Annotated in this window: 13 protein-coding genes; 6 read left to right on the forward strand and 7 right to left on the reverse strand. The window is 72.4% G+C overall.

Translation table 11 applies throughout. The features are described from left to right. The first annotated feature begins 1 nt into the window (after nucleotide 1). Nucleotides 2–2,749 carry a bifunctional YncE family protein/alkaline phosphatase family protein gene (locus ACZ7HQ_RS27220; RefSeq protein ID WP_470994966.1) on the forward strand — a complete coding sequence of 916 codons (2,748 nt, stop codon included), beginning with the start codon at nucleotides 2–4 and terminating at the stop codon, nucleotides 2,747–2,749. A 35-nt stretch (nucleotides 2,750–2,784) separates the two neighbouring features. Here ACZ7HQ_RS27220 and ACZ7HQ_RS27225 read toward each other — a convergent pair whose 3' ends face one another. Continuing rightward, nucleotides 2,785–3,519, reverse strand: a complete 735-nt coding sequence (locus tag ACZ7HQ_RS27225; protein WP_470994969.1) for a response regulator — start codon at nucleotides 3,517–3,519, stop codon at nucleotides 2,785–2,787. A gap of 248 nt (nucleotides 3,520–3,767) precedes the next feature. Between ACZ7HQ_RS27225 and ACZ7HQ_RS27230 the strand changes: the two genes are divergently transcribed. Next, nucleotides 3,768–4,637, forward strand: a complete 870-nt coding sequence (locus ACZ7HQ_RS27230; protein WP_470994972.1) for a universal stress protein — start codon at nucleotides 3,768–3,770, stop codon at nucleotides 4,635–4,637. Between the two features lie 35 nt (nucleotides 4,638–4,672). Here the strand turns inward: ACZ7HQ_RS27230 and ACZ7HQ_RS27235 are convergent, their stop codons facing one another. After that, complete coding sequence (locus tag ACZ7HQ_RS27235; RefSeq protein WP_470994975.1) at nucleotides 4,673–5,071, reverse strand: STAS domain-containing protein; 399 nt, start codon at nucleotides 5,069–5,071, stop codon at nucleotides 4,673–4,675. A gap of 194 nt (nucleotides 5,072–5,265) precedes the next feature. Here ACZ7HQ_RS27235 and ACZ7HQ_RS27240 point away from each other — a divergent pair, with 194 nt between their 5' ends. After that, nucleotides 5,266–6,984, forward strand: coding sequence for a sensor histidine kinase (locus tag ACZ7HQ_RS27240; RefSeq protein ID WP_470994978.1), 1,719 nt, complete (start codon nucleotides 5,266–5,268; stop codon nucleotides 6,982–6,984). 27 nt (nucleotides 6,985–7,011) lie between these two features. Here the strand turns inward: ACZ7HQ_RS27240 and ACZ7HQ_RS27245 are convergent, their stop codons facing one another. Then, on the reverse strand, nucleotides 7,012–7,470 hold the full coding sequence (locus ACZ7HQ_RS27245; protein WP_470994981.1) for a Crp/Fnr family transcriptional regulator: 459 nt from the start codon (nucleotides 7,468–7,470) through the stop codon (nucleotides 7,012–7,014). 391 nt (nucleotides 7,471–7,861) lie between these two features. Here ACZ7HQ_RS27245 and ACZ7HQ_RS27250 point away from each other — a divergent pair, with 391 nt between their 5' ends. Both ACZ7HQ_RS27250 and ACZ7HQ_RS27255 read left to right on the forward strand, forming a co-directional pair. Next, a complete protein-coding gene (locus ACZ7HQ_RS27250; RefSeq protein WP_470994983.1) occupies nucleotides 7,862–8,998 on the forward strand; it encodes a CapA family protein in 1,137 nt (378 codons plus the stop codon). Between the two features lie 66 nt (nucleotides 8,999–9,064). Next, nucleotides 9,065–9,391 carry a hypothetical protein gene (locus ACZ7HQ_RS27255; protein WP_470994986.1) on the forward strand — a complete coding sequence of 109 codons (327 nt, stop codon included), beginning with the start codon at nucleotides 9,065–9,067 and terminating at the stop codon, nucleotides 9,389–9,391. Between the two features lie 24 nt (nucleotides 9,392–9,415). Here the strand turns inward: ACZ7HQ_RS27255 and ACZ7HQ_RS27260 are convergent, their stop codons facing one another. Next, nucleotides 9,416–10,045, reverse strand: coding sequence for a TetR/AcrR family transcriptional regulator (locus ACZ7HQ_RS27260; RefSeq protein WP_470994989.1), 630 nt, complete (start codon nucleotides 10,043–10,045; stop codon nucleotides 9,416–9,418). Between the two features lie 101 nt (nucleotides 10,046–10,146). On the opposite strand from ACZ7HQ_RS27260, the gene ACZ7HQ_RS27265 reads away from it, so the two are divergent. Beyond that, on the forward strand, nucleotides 10,147–11,184 hold the full coding sequence (locus ACZ7HQ_RS27265) for an aldo/keto reductase (RefSeq protein WP_470994992.1): 1,038 nt from the start codon (nucleotides 10,147–10,149) through the stop codon (nucleotides 11,182–11,184). Between the two features lie 27 nt (nucleotides 11,185–11,211). Here ACZ7HQ_RS27265 and amaB read toward each other — a convergent pair whose 3' ends face one another. From amaB to ACZ7HQ_RS27280, 3 genes are read right to left on the reverse strand one after another with little or no spacing between them, the layout of a single operon-like run. Then, nucleotides 11,212–12,747 (reverse strand): L-piperidine-6-carboxylate dehydrogenase, encoded by a 1,536-nt coding sequence (gene amaB, locus ACZ7HQ_RS27270; RefSeq protein ID WP_470994995.1) that lies wholly within the window; start codon nucleotides 12,745–12,747, stop codon nucleotides 11,212–11,214. Between the two features lie 25 nt (nucleotides 12,748–12,772). Next, complete coding sequence (gene hglS / locus ACZ7HQ_RS27275) at nucleotides 12,773–14,167, reverse strand: 2-oxoadipate dioxygenase/decarboxylase (protein ID WP_470994997.1); 1,395 nt, start codon at nucleotides 14,165–14,167, stop codon at nucleotides 12,773–12,775. Nucleotides 14,168–14,189: 22 nt separating this feature from the next. Continuing rightward, a complete protein-coding gene (locus ACZ7HQ_RS27280) occupies nucleotides 14,190–15,320 on the reverse strand; it encodes an NAD(P)/FAD-dependent oxidoreductase (RefSeq protein ID WP_470995316.1) in 1,131 nt (376 codons plus the stop codon). Nucleotides 15,321–15,416: the final 96 nt, after the last annotated feature.

Raw genomic sequence — 15,416 nt, forward strand, 5'->3', positions numbered from 1 at the left:
CATGCAGGTAACCCGCAACCGCCGACCCGCCGAGAGAAAGTTCCCCGCCAGACGCGCGGCCCGCCGGAGCACTCTCACGGCCGGCGCCACCGCAGTCGTCCTCGCCGTCACCGCAGGCATCGGCTACGCCCAGACGCGGCAGTTCGGCACCGACCAGGTCGGCCAGGTGACCGACCACGGCCAGGTCGTCTCCAGCGACCAGTACATCGCCCCGTACGGCGACCGTCTCGTCCTCAACAACGGCAAGATCATGTCGTCCTCGGTCAGCCCGGACGGTACCCACCTCGCCGCCTCGGTCACCGACGGGGGCAGCGCACTGGCCGTAGTCGACGTGAAGAACTGGACGGTGCAGCAGGTCGTCGGCACCGCCGCGTCGTCGACCCCGCGCCTCAAGAGCAACTCCGTGGGCCAGGAAGGCCCCACCTACTCGCCCGACGGCAAGCAGCTGTGGCTGGGCCAGACCGACGGATACACCAGGTTCACGGTCAACCCGGACGGCACCGTCGCCGACCCGACGCCGGTCACCATCCCGGCGGACGGGTCCAAGCGCGCGCTGGTCGGCCAGGCGGTGTTCTCGTCCGACGGCGCCACCGTGTACTCCGCGGTCAACGGCCAGAACCGGGTGGTCGCCATCGACGCGGCGACCGGCGCCGTCAAGCAGAGCTGGCCCGTGGGCAACGCCCCGCGCGACCTGGTCCTGGTCGGCGACAAGCTCTACGTCAGCAACGAGGGCGGACGCCCGGCGCAGTCCGGCGACACGACCATGAACTCGTACGGCACCCAGGTGCCGGCCAACCCGACGACCGGTGCCACCACCACCGGCACCGTCAGCGTCATCGACCTGGCGAACCCGACGGCGGACCCCTCGAGCATCGACGTCGGACTGCACCCGACCGCCCTGTACGCCAAGGGCAAGGCCCTGTTCGTCACCGACACGGCCAGCAACGACGTGTCGGTCATCGACACCGCCCGCGACAAGGTCGTGCAGACCATCTCCACCCAGCCGTGGCCGGAGGCGTCGGTGGGCTACGAGCCCGACGCGGTGACGCTCACCGACGACGGCCGCCTCCTGGTGACGCTGGGCCGCGCCAACGCGGTCGCCGTCTACCGGTACCGGAGCCCGCAGGAACCGGTGAGCTACGTCGGCCTGCTCCCGACCGACTACTTCCCCGCGCAGATCACGACCGCCGGCAACCAGGTGCTGGTCTCCAACACCCGTGGTGTCGACGCCCGCCGCCCGAACAACCCCGCCGGGCACGGCACCCACGACACGACGTCGAGCGTGCAGCGGTTCACGCTGCCGGACGACAGCGTCATCAGGTCCGAGACGGCGAAGGTCTTCCGCCAGAACGGCTGGACCCCCGGCTCGGTCGAGCGGGCCCAGGGCAAGGGCCACGCCCGGCCGGTACCGGTCCCGGCACGGCTCGGCGACCCCTCGACGATCAAGCACGTGTTCCTGATCGTCAAGGAGAACCGGACCTACGACCAGGTCTTCGGTGATCTGCCGCAGGGCAACGGCGACCCGTCGGTGACGCAGTTCGGCGAGAACGTCACGCCGAACCAGCACGCGCTGGCCCAGCAGTTCGGCCTGTACGACAACACGTACGACATCGGGACGAACTCCGCCGAGGGCCACAACTGGCTGATGCAGGCCGACGACCCGGAGTACACCGAGTCCTCGGCCGGTGAGTACCAGCGCAGTTACGACACCGAGAACGACGCCCTCGGCCACCAGAAGTCCGGCTTCATCTGGACCGGTGCGCAGGCGGCCGGAAAGAGCGTGCGGGACTTCGGTGAGTTCCAGTCGATCGAGAGCAAGCCGTCCGGCGCGACCTGGCAGAACCTGTACTGCGACGCCAGGAACATGGACGCCACCGGCCAGTCCACCGCCTACCCCATCCAGACGGGCTCGGCGATCCCGTCGCTCAACGCCGTGTCGGCGCCCGGCTTCCCGATGTTCGACCTCGACGTCCCGGACGTCTACAAGTACCAGATCTGGAAGCAGGACTTCGAGAAGAACGGGCCGGCGAACCTGAACATGTTCTGGCTCTCCAACGACCACACCGGTGGTCCGGCGAGCCCGGCGGCCCAGGTGGCGGACAATGACCTCGCGGTCGGCCGGATGGTCGACGAGATCTCCCACAGCTGGTACTGGAAGGACTCGGCGATCTTCGTCGTCGAGGACGACTCCCAGGCCGGCCTCGACCATGTCGACGGCCACCGCGCCCCGATCCAGATCATCAGCCCCTGGGCCCGGCACGGCACCGTCGACAGCCGCTACTACTCGCAGATCACCATGGTCCGCACCATCGAGCAGATCCTCGGGATCCACCCGATGAACCAGAAGGACAGCGCGGCCAGCCCGATGTCCGGGGCCTTCACCCGGCGCCCGGACTTCACGCCGTTCACCGCGCAGCCCAACCGGACCTCGCTGACCGACGGCCTGAAGACCCCGCCCCCCTGCGGCGTCGACACCCCCGCTCCGCAGGACCCCAAGGCGGCGGCCGTGCCGGCGTCCAGGGTGCCGGCGGACAAGCAGAAGCTCGCGGCCGAGTGGGACGCCTGGAAGTCCAGGCAGCACCTGACCGGGAGCCACGCCGTCCCCGACTTCGCCAACCCCGCGCAGATGAACCACTTCACGTGGTACCAGACGCACAACTGGGCGAAGCCCTACCCCGGTGAGAAGAAGATCTACGCACCGAACGACGTCCCGGGTGCCTACCTCCCGTCGCCGGAGTCCGACGGCTGACCCGGGCCCACCCCGCCGAGGACCCCTGTCCGGCGTCACCGCCCGCCAGGGGTCCTCCGGTCCTCCCTGGCGGCGACGACGGCCTGTCCCGGGCCCGGTGGCTCCAGGTGGGACGCGAGGACCGCGGCCTGCACACGGCGCTGGACGCCCAGCTTCGCCAGCATCCGTGAGATGTGGTTCTTGACGGTCTTCTCCGACAGGTACAGCCGCCTGCCGATCTCACGGTTGGTCAGACCGTCCCCGATCAGCGCGAGGATGTCCCGTTCGCGCGGCGACAGACTCGCCAGTTCCGGCGACAGCGACGGGGCGTCCGCCGGGTCGGTGCGCAGCGAGCGCATCAGCCGCGCCGTGGTCGCGGGGTCGAGCATCGAGTGCCCCGAGGCGACGGTGCGGACCGCGGAGACGAGGTCCGACCCCTTGATCTGCTTCAGCACATAGCCGGAGGCACCGGCCATGATGGCGTCCAGCAGGGCGTCCTCGTCGTCGAACGAGGTCAGCATCAGACACGCCAGCTCCGGCATCCGGTCCCGCAGCTCCCGGCAGACCGAGATGCCGTCCCCGTCCGGCAGCCGCACATCGAGCACGGCGACATGCGGGCGCAGGGCGGGGGCGCGGGCGACGGCGTGCTCCGCGGTGTCCGCGTCACCGACCACGGAGATGTCCGGTTCGGCGCCGAGCAGGTCGGCCAGTCCGCGCCGGACGACCTCGTGGTCGTCCAGCAGGAACACGCGGATCGGGTCCTGCTCCGTGAAGCTGCGCGTCTCGGTCATGACGCCCTCTCGTTCCCCGTGACGGACTGTGGCCTGTCCACGAGCTGATCATCCAACCAAGGAGACCGTACGGACTAGGGCCGACCGGCCCCACTGCCCCCGGAGCCGGGGCTCTGCGGCAACTGGCCCCGCGGGCCTGCCACCACCATGCTGGAAGCGGAGCCTTCACCCCGGGAGGTGGAGACGATGACCCGCACCGTCACGGTCGCACCCGACGCGTTCGGCCGGCGGCAGGGGTGGTGAGCACGATGGACCTTCCGATCGTCGTAGGCGTCGACGGCACCGAGCCGAGCCTGCGCGCCGTGGACTGGGCGGCCGGCGAGGCCGCGCTGCGCGGGGCACCGCTCCGGCTGGTGTACGCCTCCCTCTGGGAGCGCTACGAAGGCGCCCTGCTCGCCCAGGAACTCGGCAGGCCGCTGGAGGAGGTGATGGCCCGCGACGTCATCGGCACCGCTGAGCGGCGCGCCCAGGGCCGCCAACCGGACGTGAAGATCACCACCGATGTGCTGCCCGAGGAGCCGGAACACGGGCTCGTACGGGCGAGCGGCACCGCCCTGGCCGTGGTGCTGGGCTGCCGGGGCCGCAGTGGAGTGGCCGAGGCGCTGCTCGGATCCGTCAGCCTCGCGGTCGCGGCGCACGCCCACTGCCCGGTGATCGTGCTGCGCGGCAGCCACGACAACCAGGCCCACTCCGGCATCCGGGGCCGGATCGCCCTCGGGGTCGGCGACCGGCCGAGCGGCTCGGCCGCCGTGCGATTCGCCATCGAGGAGGCGTCCCTGCGCGAAGTGCCCCTGGACGCCGTACGGGCCTGGCGGCGCCCTCCGCATGCGGCCATCGGCCATCCGCGGCCCGCCGGTGAGCGGACGGTTCCGGAACAGCAGCGGGCCGTCGCCCTGCTGGAGGAGGCCCTGCGGGACGCACCGGCCGGCCTGAAGGTGGAGCGCCGCACGGTCGAGGGCCAGGCCCGCGACGTCCTCGTCGCCGTCTCCCACGAGGCCGACCTGCTCGTCGTCTCCCGACGACACCGCGGTCACCTCGGCTCCCAGCTCGGCCGCGTGGCCCACGGGGTGCTGCACCGCACGGGGTGCCCGGTGGCCGTCGTACCGGAACCCCACTGAGCAGGGCGGCACGGAAGCTGTCCGGGCCGCCGCCGCTACGAGGGGCCGCCGTGCGGGCCCTCCGGGTGCTGGGGGAGCCGTTCGTGCACCTCGAAGACGTGCCCCAGTCCCGTGACCCGCAGCACCCTCCAGAAGCTCGCGCTCACCGTGACCAGCCGCAGCCGGCCGCACCGGGCCAGCGCCCGGTTGCGGGCGCGGCACAGGACACCGAGGCCGGCGCAGTCGATGAACGTGACCGACCGCAGATCCAGCACCAGGTCGGGGTGGGGGTGCGCCGTGAGCGCGTCGAGGCGTTCCGACACCGTCGGGGCGGTCAGTACGTCGATCTCGCCGTGCAGGGACACCACCGTCGCTCCGCCGGCCACACCATGGGCCGTCACCACGTCCTGGCGGCCGTGGTGACCTGACACGCCGGCCATGTCGTTCTCGGACATGCAACGAGCAAACCGGGAGACCGGGCCGGGCGGAAGGGCCGTACGGCCCCTGTCGCCGGACCATCCGGCGCAGCCTACGGCGGGGCCGCTCGGCAGGCACCACGGGAGACCGGCCGACGAACCCGGGCGGAGCCGATACCGTGGAGGTGACCCGTCGGTGCGGCGACCGTGCGCCGAGGGGCTGGAGGGATGTGGTGGCGAGCCCGGAAGAGCCCCGCGTACGACTGCCGCAGCTGAAGCTCGACGAGCTGCTGGAGGAGCTGCAGGCCCGGATCGACGCGGCCCGCGGCACGCAGGAGCGTGTGCACAGTCTGCTGGAGGCGGTGCTGTCGGTCGGCCGGGAGCTGCACCTGGAGCAGGTGCTGCGCTCCATCGCCCAGGCGGCGGCGGTACTCGTGGACGCCGAGTACGCCGCCCTGGGTGTGATAGGCCCGGACGGCACACGGCTGTCCGCCTTCCACACGGTGGGCGTTCCCGACGAACAGATCTCCGCGATCGGCCCCTATCCGGAGGGCCACGGCATCCTCGGTGAGCTGATCCGGAAGCCGGAGCCGCTCCGGCTCGCGAAGCTCTCCGCGCACCCGGCCTCGTACGGCTTCCCGCACGGCCATCCGCCGATGAACAGCTTCCTCGGCGTCCCGATCCGGGTTCGCGAGCAGGTCTTCGGCAACCTGTACCTGACCGAGAAGCGCGGCGGCGCGGAGTTCGACGAGGAGGACGAGTCGGTGCTGTCCACGCTGGCCGTTGCCGCCGGCGTGGCCATCGACAACGCGCGCCTGTACGAGGAGTCCCGGCTGCGCGAGCGCTGGCTGCGTGCGAACGCCGAGATCAGCCACAGCCTGATGTCCGGCACCGAGCGCGCCGACTCCCTGGGTCTGATCGCCGAGCGGGCCCGGGAGATCTCGGGCTCGGCCCTGGCGGCGGTCGCCATGCCCATGGAGAGCACGAAGTCGCTCAGCGTGGAGATCGCCGTCGGCGTCGACGCGGAGGCGCACCGCGGCCTCGTGCTGCCCATGCACGAAAGTCTGATGGGCCTGGCGTACACCGCCGCCGCCCCCGTCACCAGCGGGGACGTCCTGCGCGACCCGAGGATCACCCCCGAGCCGCCGCGCTTCGGCGGGCTCGGCCCCGCCGTGGCCGTACCGATCGGCACGGGTGCGGGCGGCATACGGGGCGTGGTCCTGGTGGCCCGCGAAGTCGGCCGGCCGGTCTTCTTCGAGAAGGAGACCGAGATGCTGCAGGGCTTCGCCGCCCAGGCCGCGATCGCGATGGAACTGGCCGAGCGCAGGCAGGACGCCCAGCAGATCGCACTGCTGGAGGACCGTGACCGCATCGCCCGGGACCTGCACGACCTGGCCATCCAGCGGCTGTTCGCCACCGGGATGACCCTGCAGAGCGCGGGCCGTTTCATCGAGCACCCCGAGGCCGCCGAGCGGGTGCTGCGGGCCGTGGACGACCTCGACGAGACCATCAAGATCATAAGGTCGACCATCTTCGGGCTCCGGGCACGCGCGGGCACGGCCGGAAGCGGACTGCGCGCGAGGGTCGTCCGTGCGGTCGGTGAGGCCACGCCCGTGCTGGGCTTCGCCCCGAGCGTGCGCATGGAAGGCCTGGTCGACACGGATGTGCCGCCCTACATCGCCGACCATGTGCTCGCCGTGCTCTCCGAGGCCCTCACCAACATCGCCCGGCACGCCCACGCCGACCGGGCACAGGTCGTGCTGACGACCGACGGCCGCGAGGTGCGCCTGAGGGTCTCCGACAGCGGGGTGGGCATACCGCCCGGCGGCCGGCGCAGCGGACTGGCCAACATGGCGACCAGGGCGGAAGAACTCGCCGGCCGGCTCGACGTGACCTGCGCGGAGGGGGACGGCGCCACCCTGGACTGGCACGTGCCGCTTCCGGCCACATAGACCCCCGCCCCTGAGGGTGCGCTGTGGTCACACCAGACCGCCACTGCCGTAAGGGGCGTAGAGGTCGAGCAGCCGGACCCGGGAGGCGTGCAGCCGCTGGGCGACCACGCGCCCGACCCAGACGGCGACCGCCCGGCCGAACTCGGGGTCCTCCGCGCACCTCACCCGCACCGCCTCGGCGTCGAACTCCCAGGCCCGCACCGGGCTCATCGCCTCGGCGCCCAGCTGCCAGAGGTAGGGCGGGAAGTGCCAGGACCAGCCGATCAGTTCGCCGTGGCCGAGGGCCTCGACGACGGCGGCCCGGCGGCCGGGCACGTGCAGGTCGAGGGCGACGGTGCCGGTGCGCACGATCCAGAAGCGGTCGGCGCGCCGCCCCTCCTCGAACAGGCGGGCCCCGGCCCTGAAGGAGACCCCGCGGGCGAGGTCCATCAGCCGTTCGCGGTACACGGGCTCGAGGGCCGCGGTCATGGTGGTGACGGAGGTCATCGCACCGGCTCCCTTCTGGGCTGCTGCTCCCAGCGTGGGCACGCCCCGCCGCGGGCGCCACGGGCCACTCGGACCGGGCGCGGGGGTCCTTCGGCCCCGTATCCGGGCCGGTACCCGGGCACCGTGTTCCAGGGGTGCAGGAAGGACGCCCTGGCGCGGACCACCACCGGTACGACCGGCCCCTCCCGCCCCGCCCAGGCCGGCCGCAGAGCCGCACAGGACGTACGCGCCCACGGCCACGGCGGCGCCCGGGAACGCGGCCCGCGTGACTGCACCGGGAACGTCGCCCTCGCCGTCACGCTGGGGTTCACGGGCGCGGGCGTGACGCTGTTGCCCCTACCCGCCGCCCCGCGCCTGCCGGCCTTCCGCGGCGGGAGCCTAGTGTGGGGATATGGACGGCGGCGTGGTGACGCTGTTCCTCTGCGGAGACGTGATGCTCGGGCGCGGCGTCGACCAGATCCTTCCGCATCCCGGAAGTCCGGTGCTGCGCGAGGGGTACATGACGGATGCCCGGTCGTACGTGGAGCTGGCCGAGGCGGTCAGCGGCCCGATCCCCGCACCCGTCGCCCCGGCCTGGCCGTGGGGCGAGGCGCTGCGGCTGCTGGACCGGTACGCCCCGGACGCCCGGATCGTGAACCTGGAGACCGCAGTCACGCAAAGTGACGCTTTCTCGCCCGGCAAGGCGGTCCACTACCGGATGCACCCGGCCAACCTGCCCGCTCTGACCGTGGCCCGGCCCGACGTGTGCGTCCTGGCCAACAATCATGTGCTGGACTTCGGCTGGCCGGGCCTGGAGGAAACGCTGGACTCGCTCGCCGGGGCCGGGCTGCGGGCCGTGGGCGCGGGGCGCGACGCCGACGAGGCCTACGCGCCCGTGGCGGTCCCCGCAGGGTCCGGTCGCCGCGTCCTGGTCCTCGCCCTCGGAGCGCTGTCCAGCGGCATCCCGCCGGAGTGGGCTGCGACCAGGGAACGGTCCGGCGTCGCCTTCGTCCAGGAGCTGTCGCCCGCCGCTGCCGAGGCGGCCCTTCAGCGCGTACGCGGGGCGAAACGACCGGGCGACGTCGTGGTCGTGTCCGTGCACTGGGGGTCCAACTGGGGCTATCTCGTGCCCCGCGACCAGACGCGCTTCGCGCACGCCCTGGTCGACGGCGGGGTCGACGTCGTCCACGGGCACTCCTCGCACCACCCCCGCCCCGTCGAGACGTACCGGGACCGGCTGATCCTCTACGGCTGCGGCGACTTCATCGACGACTACGAGGGCATCTCCGGCTACGAGGAGTACCGCGACGACCTCCGGCTCGGCTACCTCGTCTCGGTGGAGGTGGGCACCGGGTGCACGACGGGTGTGCGGATGTTCCCCCTCCGGGCGCGGCGGATGCGGCTGGAGCACCCCGCGGACCAGGACCGCGCGTGGCTTCGCGCGACCCTCGACCGGATCAGCCGCGGTGTGCGCATCGGCGGGGAGGCCGAAGGCATGCTGACCCTCGCACCCGCCGCCGCCGGCCCCGGACCGGAGGGCCGCCCGTGAGGCCGTACCGAGGTAGGGGCGGAGGGTGGCGGGTACCCGTGCGGTTGGCAGACCTTTCCTGAGGAGATGACTCGGATGCTGTTCCTCGGACTGCTTCTTCTCGCGGGCACGGGCGCCTTCACCGCACTGGCGATCCTCGGCAACATGGCCGGTGGGCCCATGTACACCGTTTCCGTTCTCGGCCACGACATCGCCAGCATGAACGGCCTGGCCCTGTTCAGCTCGGGTCTCGCCCTGGCGCTCCTCTTCTGCCTGGGCCTGGCGATGATGGCGACGAGCGCCGCCCACCGCCACCGTCACCGTGGCCCTCGCACCCCGTGGACGCGCAGGACGCGGGACACGACCACGCTCGGCGGGATGACCGGACCGTCAGGACCGGGCGCGCGGGCCTGACAAGGGAGAGTGCCGCACACGTGCTCAACTCGACGCCGCACGACCCTCACGCACGTACGCGCCCGCGCGTGCCGCGATCGCCGTCGCCTCGGCGGCGCGGTCGGCGGCGGCCTCGTCGAGGGGGCCGCCGCTGATCAGCAGCCGGTGGTAGAGGGGGGCGGAGACCGCGCGGAACACCTCCCGGGCGTCGGTGCCTTCGGGTACCTCTCCCCGGTCGACGGCCTGCTGGACACAGGGAGCCCATTCGCAGACGCGGACGTCGTAGAAGCGGTGCAGGGCCGCGGCCGTCCTCGCGTCGCCGGTGGCCGCGGCGATCAGCGCCCTGAACAGCGCCCCCTGACGGGGGTCTGTCAGGGTGCGCTGCACCAGACGGGCGTTGGCCGTCAGATCGCCGATCAGCGAGCCGGTCTCGGTGCGCGGCGAGGACTGCTCGGCCATGTCGCGCAGGAGGTCGGCCACGAGCGCCGTCACCGTTCCCCAGCGGCGGTAGACCGTCGTCTTGCCGACCCCTGCGCGGCGTGCGAGGTCGGCCAGGTCGAGGCCGGTGAACCCCACCTCGGTCAGGGCGTCCTCGGCCGCCCGCAGCACCGCCTCTCGCACCCGCGCCGTGCGCCCGCCGGGGCGTACGGTTCCCGGCTCGGCCTCATCCGTCATAACGGTACTCCAGTTCCATTAGTGGCAGAATGCTGCTAGGTTGAGCTGGCGACTAACGGAACTATAGACCCGTTAGATGGTGGCTGCGGAAGGGGTCCGACATGGAATACAGGCGGTTGGGTGCGTCCGGACTCATGGTGCCCGCGCTGAGCTTCGGCGCCGGCACCTTCGGCGGGCGGGGACCGCTCTTCGGCGCCTGGGGCACGACCGACGCGCAGGAGGCGCGCCGCCTGGTGGACATCTGCCTGGACGCCGGGATCACGATGTTCGACACCGCTGACGTCTACTCCGCCGGCGCGTCGGAGGAAGTGCTGGGGGAGGCGATCAAGGGCCGCCGGGACCAGGTGATCGTCTCCACCAAGACCGGTCTGCCGATGGGGGACGGACCGGGCGACGCGGGTACCTCCCGCTCCCGTCTGATCACCGCCTGCGAGGACGCCCTGCGCCGGCTGGGCACCGGCCATCTCGACCTGTTCCAGCTGCACGCGTTCGACGCCGGCACACCGGTCGAGGAGGTGCTGGCCGCTCTCGACACCCTCGTCAGGGCGGGCAAGGTGCGCTACGTAGGCGTGTCCAACTTCTCCGGCTGGCAGGTGATGAAGTCCCTCGCGGCCGCGGAGAAGCACGGTCACCCGCGCTATGTGGCCCACCAGGTGTACTACTCCCTCATTGGCCGCGACTACGAGTGGGATCTCATGCCGCTCGCCCAGGACCAGGGGCTCGGCGCGCTCGTCTGGAGCCCGCTCGGCTGGGGCCGCCTCACCGGCAGGATCCGACGCGGCACACCGCTGCCCGCCGGCAGCCGGCTGCACCGCACCGCCGACTACGGCCCGCCCGTCGGCGACGAACACCTCTACGGCGTACTGGACGCGCTGGAGGAGGTCGCGGAGGAGACGGGCAGGGCCGTACCGCAGATCGCCCTCAACTGGCTGCTCCAGCGGCCCACCGTGTCCTCGGTCATCATCGGCGCCCGTGACGAACGGCAGCTGCGCCAGAACCTCGGCGCCGTCGGCTGGAGCCTCACGCCCGAGCAGACGGCGACACTCGACGCGGCGAGCCGTCGTCCGGCGCCGTACCCGCACTTCCCCTACGAGCGTCAGGAAGGGTTCGCCCGCTTGAACCCGCCGCTGCTCCGCTGAACCCGCCGTTGCTCCGCCGCAACGGTGTCATTCGGCCAGGAAGCTGACGCCCTGGGCGAGGGGGAGTTCGTCGGAGTAGTTGATGGTGTTGGTCGCCGAGCGCATGTACGACTTCCAGGCGTCGGAGCCGGACTCCCGGCCGCCGCCGGTGTCCTTCTCGCCGCCGAAGGCACCGCCGATCTCCGCTCCGGAGGTGCCGATGTTGACGTTGGCGATGCCGCAGTCGGAGCCGGCGGCGGACAGGAAGATCTCGGCCTCCTGCTGGTCGCGGGTGAAGATGCTGGACGACAGACCCTGGGGAACGTCGTTGTGCAGGGCGATCGCCTCGTCCAGGGTGTCGTAGGTGAGGACGTACAGGACCGGCGCGAAGGTCTCCTCCCGTACGACGTCGGTCTGTTCGTCGACACGGACGAGTACGGGCTCGGTGTAGGCCGCGGCAGGTGCCGCCTCGGCGAGGCGCCGCTTCCCGCCGGCCAGGATCTCGCCGCCCTGGGCCTGGACGCGGGACAGCGCGTGGTGCATGGCGTCGAGCGCCGCTGTGGAGATGAGCGGTCCGACCAGCGTGGTGTCCTCGAACGGGTCGCCGACGGGGAGCCTTGAGTACGCGGCGGTCAGCCGCTCCACGAGGGGCTCGGCGATGTCGCGGTGGACGATGAGGCGCCGCAGGGTGGTACAGCGCTGGCCCGCGGTGCCGGCCGCGGCGAAGACGATGGCCGGGACGGCGAGGTCCAGGCCGGCGGAGGGAGCGACGATCGCGGCGTTGTTGCCGCCGAGTTCCAGCAGGCTGCGGCCGAGGCGGGCGGCCACGCGGGGGCCGACCTCACGGCCCATGCGGGTGGAACCGGTGGCGCTGACCAGCGCGACACGCCGGTCGTCGACGAGCTTCTCACCGACCGCGCGGTCACCGAGCAGCAGCCGGTGCACGTCCCGGGGCGCGCCGGCCTCCTCGGCGGCGCGGGTGATCAGGTGGTCGCAGGCCAGGGAGGTCAGCGGAGTGAGCTCCGAGGGCTTCCAGACCACGGTGTCGCCGCAGACGAGGGCGATCGCGGTGTTCCAGGACCACACGGCGGCGGGGAAGTTGAACGCCGAGATGACACCGACCACGCCGAGCGGATGCCAGGTCTCGGCCAGGCGGTGGCCGGGGCGTTCGGAGGCGATCGTACGGCCGTACAGCTGCCGGGACAGGCCTACGGCGAAGTCGCAGATGTCGATCATCTCCTGGACCTCGCCGAGCGCCTCGGAGCGGATCTTGCCCGCCTCGATGATGACGAGGTCGGCCAGGTCTCCCTTGTGCTCGCGCAGCAGCTCACCCAGGCGGCGCACCATCGCGCCGCGGCGCGGCGCGGGCGTGGTGCGCCAGGAGAGGAAGGCCGCACGGGCGGCGGCGACGGCCTCTTCGGCGTCGGCGGCGGTGGCGGCCCTCAGCCCGAAGAGCCGCTCACCGGTCAGGGGCGTGCGGGCGTGCAGGTCACCGCCCTCGGGCACGTCCACGCCGACGTTCTTCAGAGCGGCACGGGCGCGGGCGCGCAGGTCGTCCGTGCTGGGCAGAGCGGTGCTGGTCATTGGTGGTCCTCGCAGGTGTGAGGGGTCAGCGGAGCATGCCGGTGAGGCCGAGGTCGTGGGCGACCTGCGCGAGGGAGCGGTCCTGCTGCCGCGCGTAGAGCTCGAAGGGATCCAGCACGTCGCGGCCGATGGCGCCGGAGAGCCAGGCGGCGTCGTAGGCCGTGCCGTGGCGGTCGTCGTGGCGGGTGCCCCCACCGCTGAGGTTGGACTGGAAGATGCCGGCGGCGGAGCGGGGCAGGAAGTCCTCGTACACGACGGGCTCGGCGCGTACCCAGCCCTGCTGGACCAGCTCGCCGATGCCGGCGGGCGGCCTGCCGCCGTCGCGCGGTCGGCCGGGGCTGAGCCGGTACGTGAAGTAGGCGAGACCCTCTGCGGCCAGCTCCCGCTCGCTGCCGGGCATGTGCCGCTCCCACACGGCGCGCGCGATGTCACCGCGGGCCTCGGCGGGATTCTGGGCCGCCTGCTCGTCCACGCGGCCGAGGAGGTCGTCGTACAGGGCGCGTCCCCGGCGGGTCAGGGCGATGCCGCGGGCTTCGACCTCGCCGAACCGGACCCGCAGGGTACCGCTGACGACGCTGCCGTCCGGCAGGCGCATCGCGCGCGGTTCGGCCAGCGCCCGGAAGGACGTCTGCCGCAGCAGGACGTCGGGGCCCTTCCAGGCCGGCGGCCCCTGGATGGTGTCGATCATCTCGATGCCGCGCTCGGTCATGCGCCGGTACAGCTCGTCGATGTCGAGGACACGGGGGGTGAGGTGGTTGATGTGCGTGCTGCGTACGCCGCCGATGTCCGCGGCGACGGCGGAGATCCGCTCCAGGGTCTCGTACCACGCCTTGTCGACCGGCTCGGGGGACAGCTCGAAGGCCTGCACGGCGAGCCGCAGGAACCGCTCGGCCTCCTCCCCGGGCAGTTCCCGCTCGGCGGCGGCACGGTCGGCCAGCGTGAGCAGCTCGGGGGGGAACAGCTCGCGTCCTGCGAGGAAGGTTTCGAGGCGCCGGCGCAGGTCGGCGTCGAAGAAACGCGGGTCGGCCGGGGTGAGCAGGGAGGTGAACACCCGGAACGGGTTGCGTGCCAGTTCCTCGCCGTCGACCGGCCGGAACGCCGTGGACACCACGGGGACGGCGCTGGCCGCGGCCTCCCGCAGGTCGTAGAACCCGACCGGGTGCATGCCGAGGGCGGCGAAGACGCGGGCGACCTGCCGCAGTTCGCGCGGGGTGCCCACGCGGATCGCGCCGTGCCGCTCGGCGGTCACCCGGCCGATGGACCCGAAGCGTTCGGCCTCGGCTCCCCGCGTGCGCAGGTCCTCGTTGACCTCGCGCGAGACGTCCACGAGCGTGGTGTAGGCGGGAACCTCCTGCCCGTACATCTGCGACAGCCGTGCCGCGAAGGCGGCCCGCAGCTGCCACTGACTGAGCGTCGACATGGTTCGGCCTCTCGATCGGGGTTCACACCACATGGGCTTCGGGGCGGACGCCGGCGCCCTGACGGAACCGGTCGGTGCTGAGCGGGGAGACATCGGTGAACGGCTCGCGCTCCAGGCACAGGTCGCGCACGACCTCGCCGACCGCGGGCGCCTGAAGGAAGCCGTGCCCGGAAAACCCCGTGGCGTACAGGAAGTTGGGCAACTCGCCGGAGCGGCCGATGAGCGCGTTGTGGTCCGGCGTGACCTCGTACAGGCCCGCCCATCCGCCGGTGGTCCGCAGGCCGGCCAGGGCCGGGGCGCGGCGGCGGGCGACGGCGCGGAACAGCTCGAGCCATTCCGGGGTCCAGGTGGTGTCGAAGCCGTCCTCCTGGTCGGGGTCGGCCAGCCCGAGCAGCAGGCCGTCGTCACTGTTGTGGAAGTAGGCGGTCGACGAGAAGTCGATGGTGAACGGGATGCGCGGGGCGGGCGGCGTGAGCGGCTCGGTGAACGCCAGCTGCCGGCGTACGGGCCGGACCGGGAGGTCGAGGTCGGCCATGGCGCCGATCCGCGCCGACCAGGCCCCCGCCGTGCAGATGACGGTGGAACACGCGATGCGGCCGTGGCTGGTGCGCACCGCGACGACACGGTCGCCGGCCGTCTCGATGCCCACGACCGTGGTCCGGGTGGCGAGGGTGACGCCAGCCCGGGCCGCGGCCCGCGCGTACCCCTGGACGACCAGTGCGGGGCGGGCGTGCCCGTCGGCGGGGGAGTACGCGGCGGCCACGAGGCCGTCGGCGCTGACGTAGGGGCACAGGCGCTGGGCGTCCTCGGGGCTGATCATGCGGCTCGGCACGCCGAGGCTGTTCTGCAGCCGCACACCGGCCTCGAAGTCGCTCGCCTGCCGTGCGCTGTCGAGCAGGAAGAGGTAGCCGACGGTGTCGAGACCGATGCCGGCGCCGGGCCGCCGGGGGAAGTCCCGGTACGCACGCAGGCTGCGGTTGCCCAGCTCGATGTTGAGCGGATCGGAGAACTGGTCGCGGACGCCGCCGATCGGCTTGCCGGAACTGCCGCAGCCCAGGTCGCCCCGCTCGACGACGACGATGTTCCGCACCCCGGCCTCGGCGAGGTGGAAGGCGGCGCTCGCGCCCATGACGCCGCCACCGATGATGACCATGTCGGCGCGGGCCGGAACGGTGCGGAAGGCGGAGGAGGACGAGGAGGAGGACAACGGGCCACTCCCTTCCAGAGGCCACCCGGTCTCCCCCCATCG

This window comes from Streptomyces sp. NPDC037290 (assembly GCF_055603245.1).

What these genes read in the sequence shown, in the direction of transcription:
- ACZ7HQ_RS27280 (WP_470995316.1), bottom strand. Translation starts at nt 15,320, where the DNA reads ATGGTCATCATCGGTGGCGGCGTCATGGGCGCGAGCGCCGCCTTCCAC.
- ACZ7HQ_RS27245 (WP_470994981.1), bottom strand. Translation starts at nt 7,470, where the DNA reads ATGACCTCCGTCACCACCATGACCGCGGCCCTCGAGCCCGTGTACCGC.
- ACZ7HQ_RS27225 (WP_470994969.1), bottom strand. Translation starts at nt 3,519, where the DNA reads ATGACCGAGACGCGCAGCTTCACGGAGCAGGACCCGATCCGCGTGTTC.
- ACZ7HQ_RS27250 (WP_470994983.1), top strand. Translation starts at nt 7,862, where the DNA reads ATGGACGGCGGCGTGGTGACGCTGTTCCTCTGCGGAGACGTGATGCTC.
- amaB (WP_470994995.1), bottom strand. Translation starts at nt 12,747, where the DNA reads ATGACCAGCACCGCTCTGCCCAGCACGGACGACCTGCGCGCCCGCGCC.
- ACZ7HQ_RS27220 (WP_470994966.1), top strand. Translation starts at nt 2, where the DNA reads ATGCAGGTAACCCGCAACCGCCGACCCGCCGAGAGAAAGTTCCCCGCC.
- ACZ7HQ_RS27255 (WP_470994986.1), top strand. Translation starts at nt 9,065, where the DNA reads ATGACTCGGATGCTGTTCCTCGGACTGCTTCTTCTCGCGGGCACGGGC.
- ACZ7HQ_RS27265 (WP_470994992.1), top strand. Translation starts at nt 10,147, where the DNA reads ATGGAATACAGGCGGTTGGGTGCGTCCGGACTCATGGTGCCCGCGCTG.
- ACZ7HQ_RS27230 (WP_470994972.1), top strand. Translation starts at nt 3,768, where the DNA reads ATGGACCTTCCGATCGTCGTAGGCGTCGACGGCACCGAGCCGAGCCTG.
- ACZ7HQ_RS27235 (WP_470994975.1), bottom strand. Translation starts at nt 5,071, where the DNA reads ATGTCCGAGAACGACATGGCCGGCGTGTCAGGTCACCACGGCCGCCAG.
- ACZ7HQ_RS27260 (WP_470994989.1), bottom strand. Translation starts at nt 10,045, where the DNA reads ATGACGGATGAGGCCGAGCCGGGAACCGTACGCCCCGGCGGGCGCACG.
- hglS (WP_470994997.1), bottom strand. Translation starts at nt 14,167, where the DNA reads ATGTCGACGCTCAGTCAGTGGCAGCTGCGGGCCGCCTTCGCGGCACGG.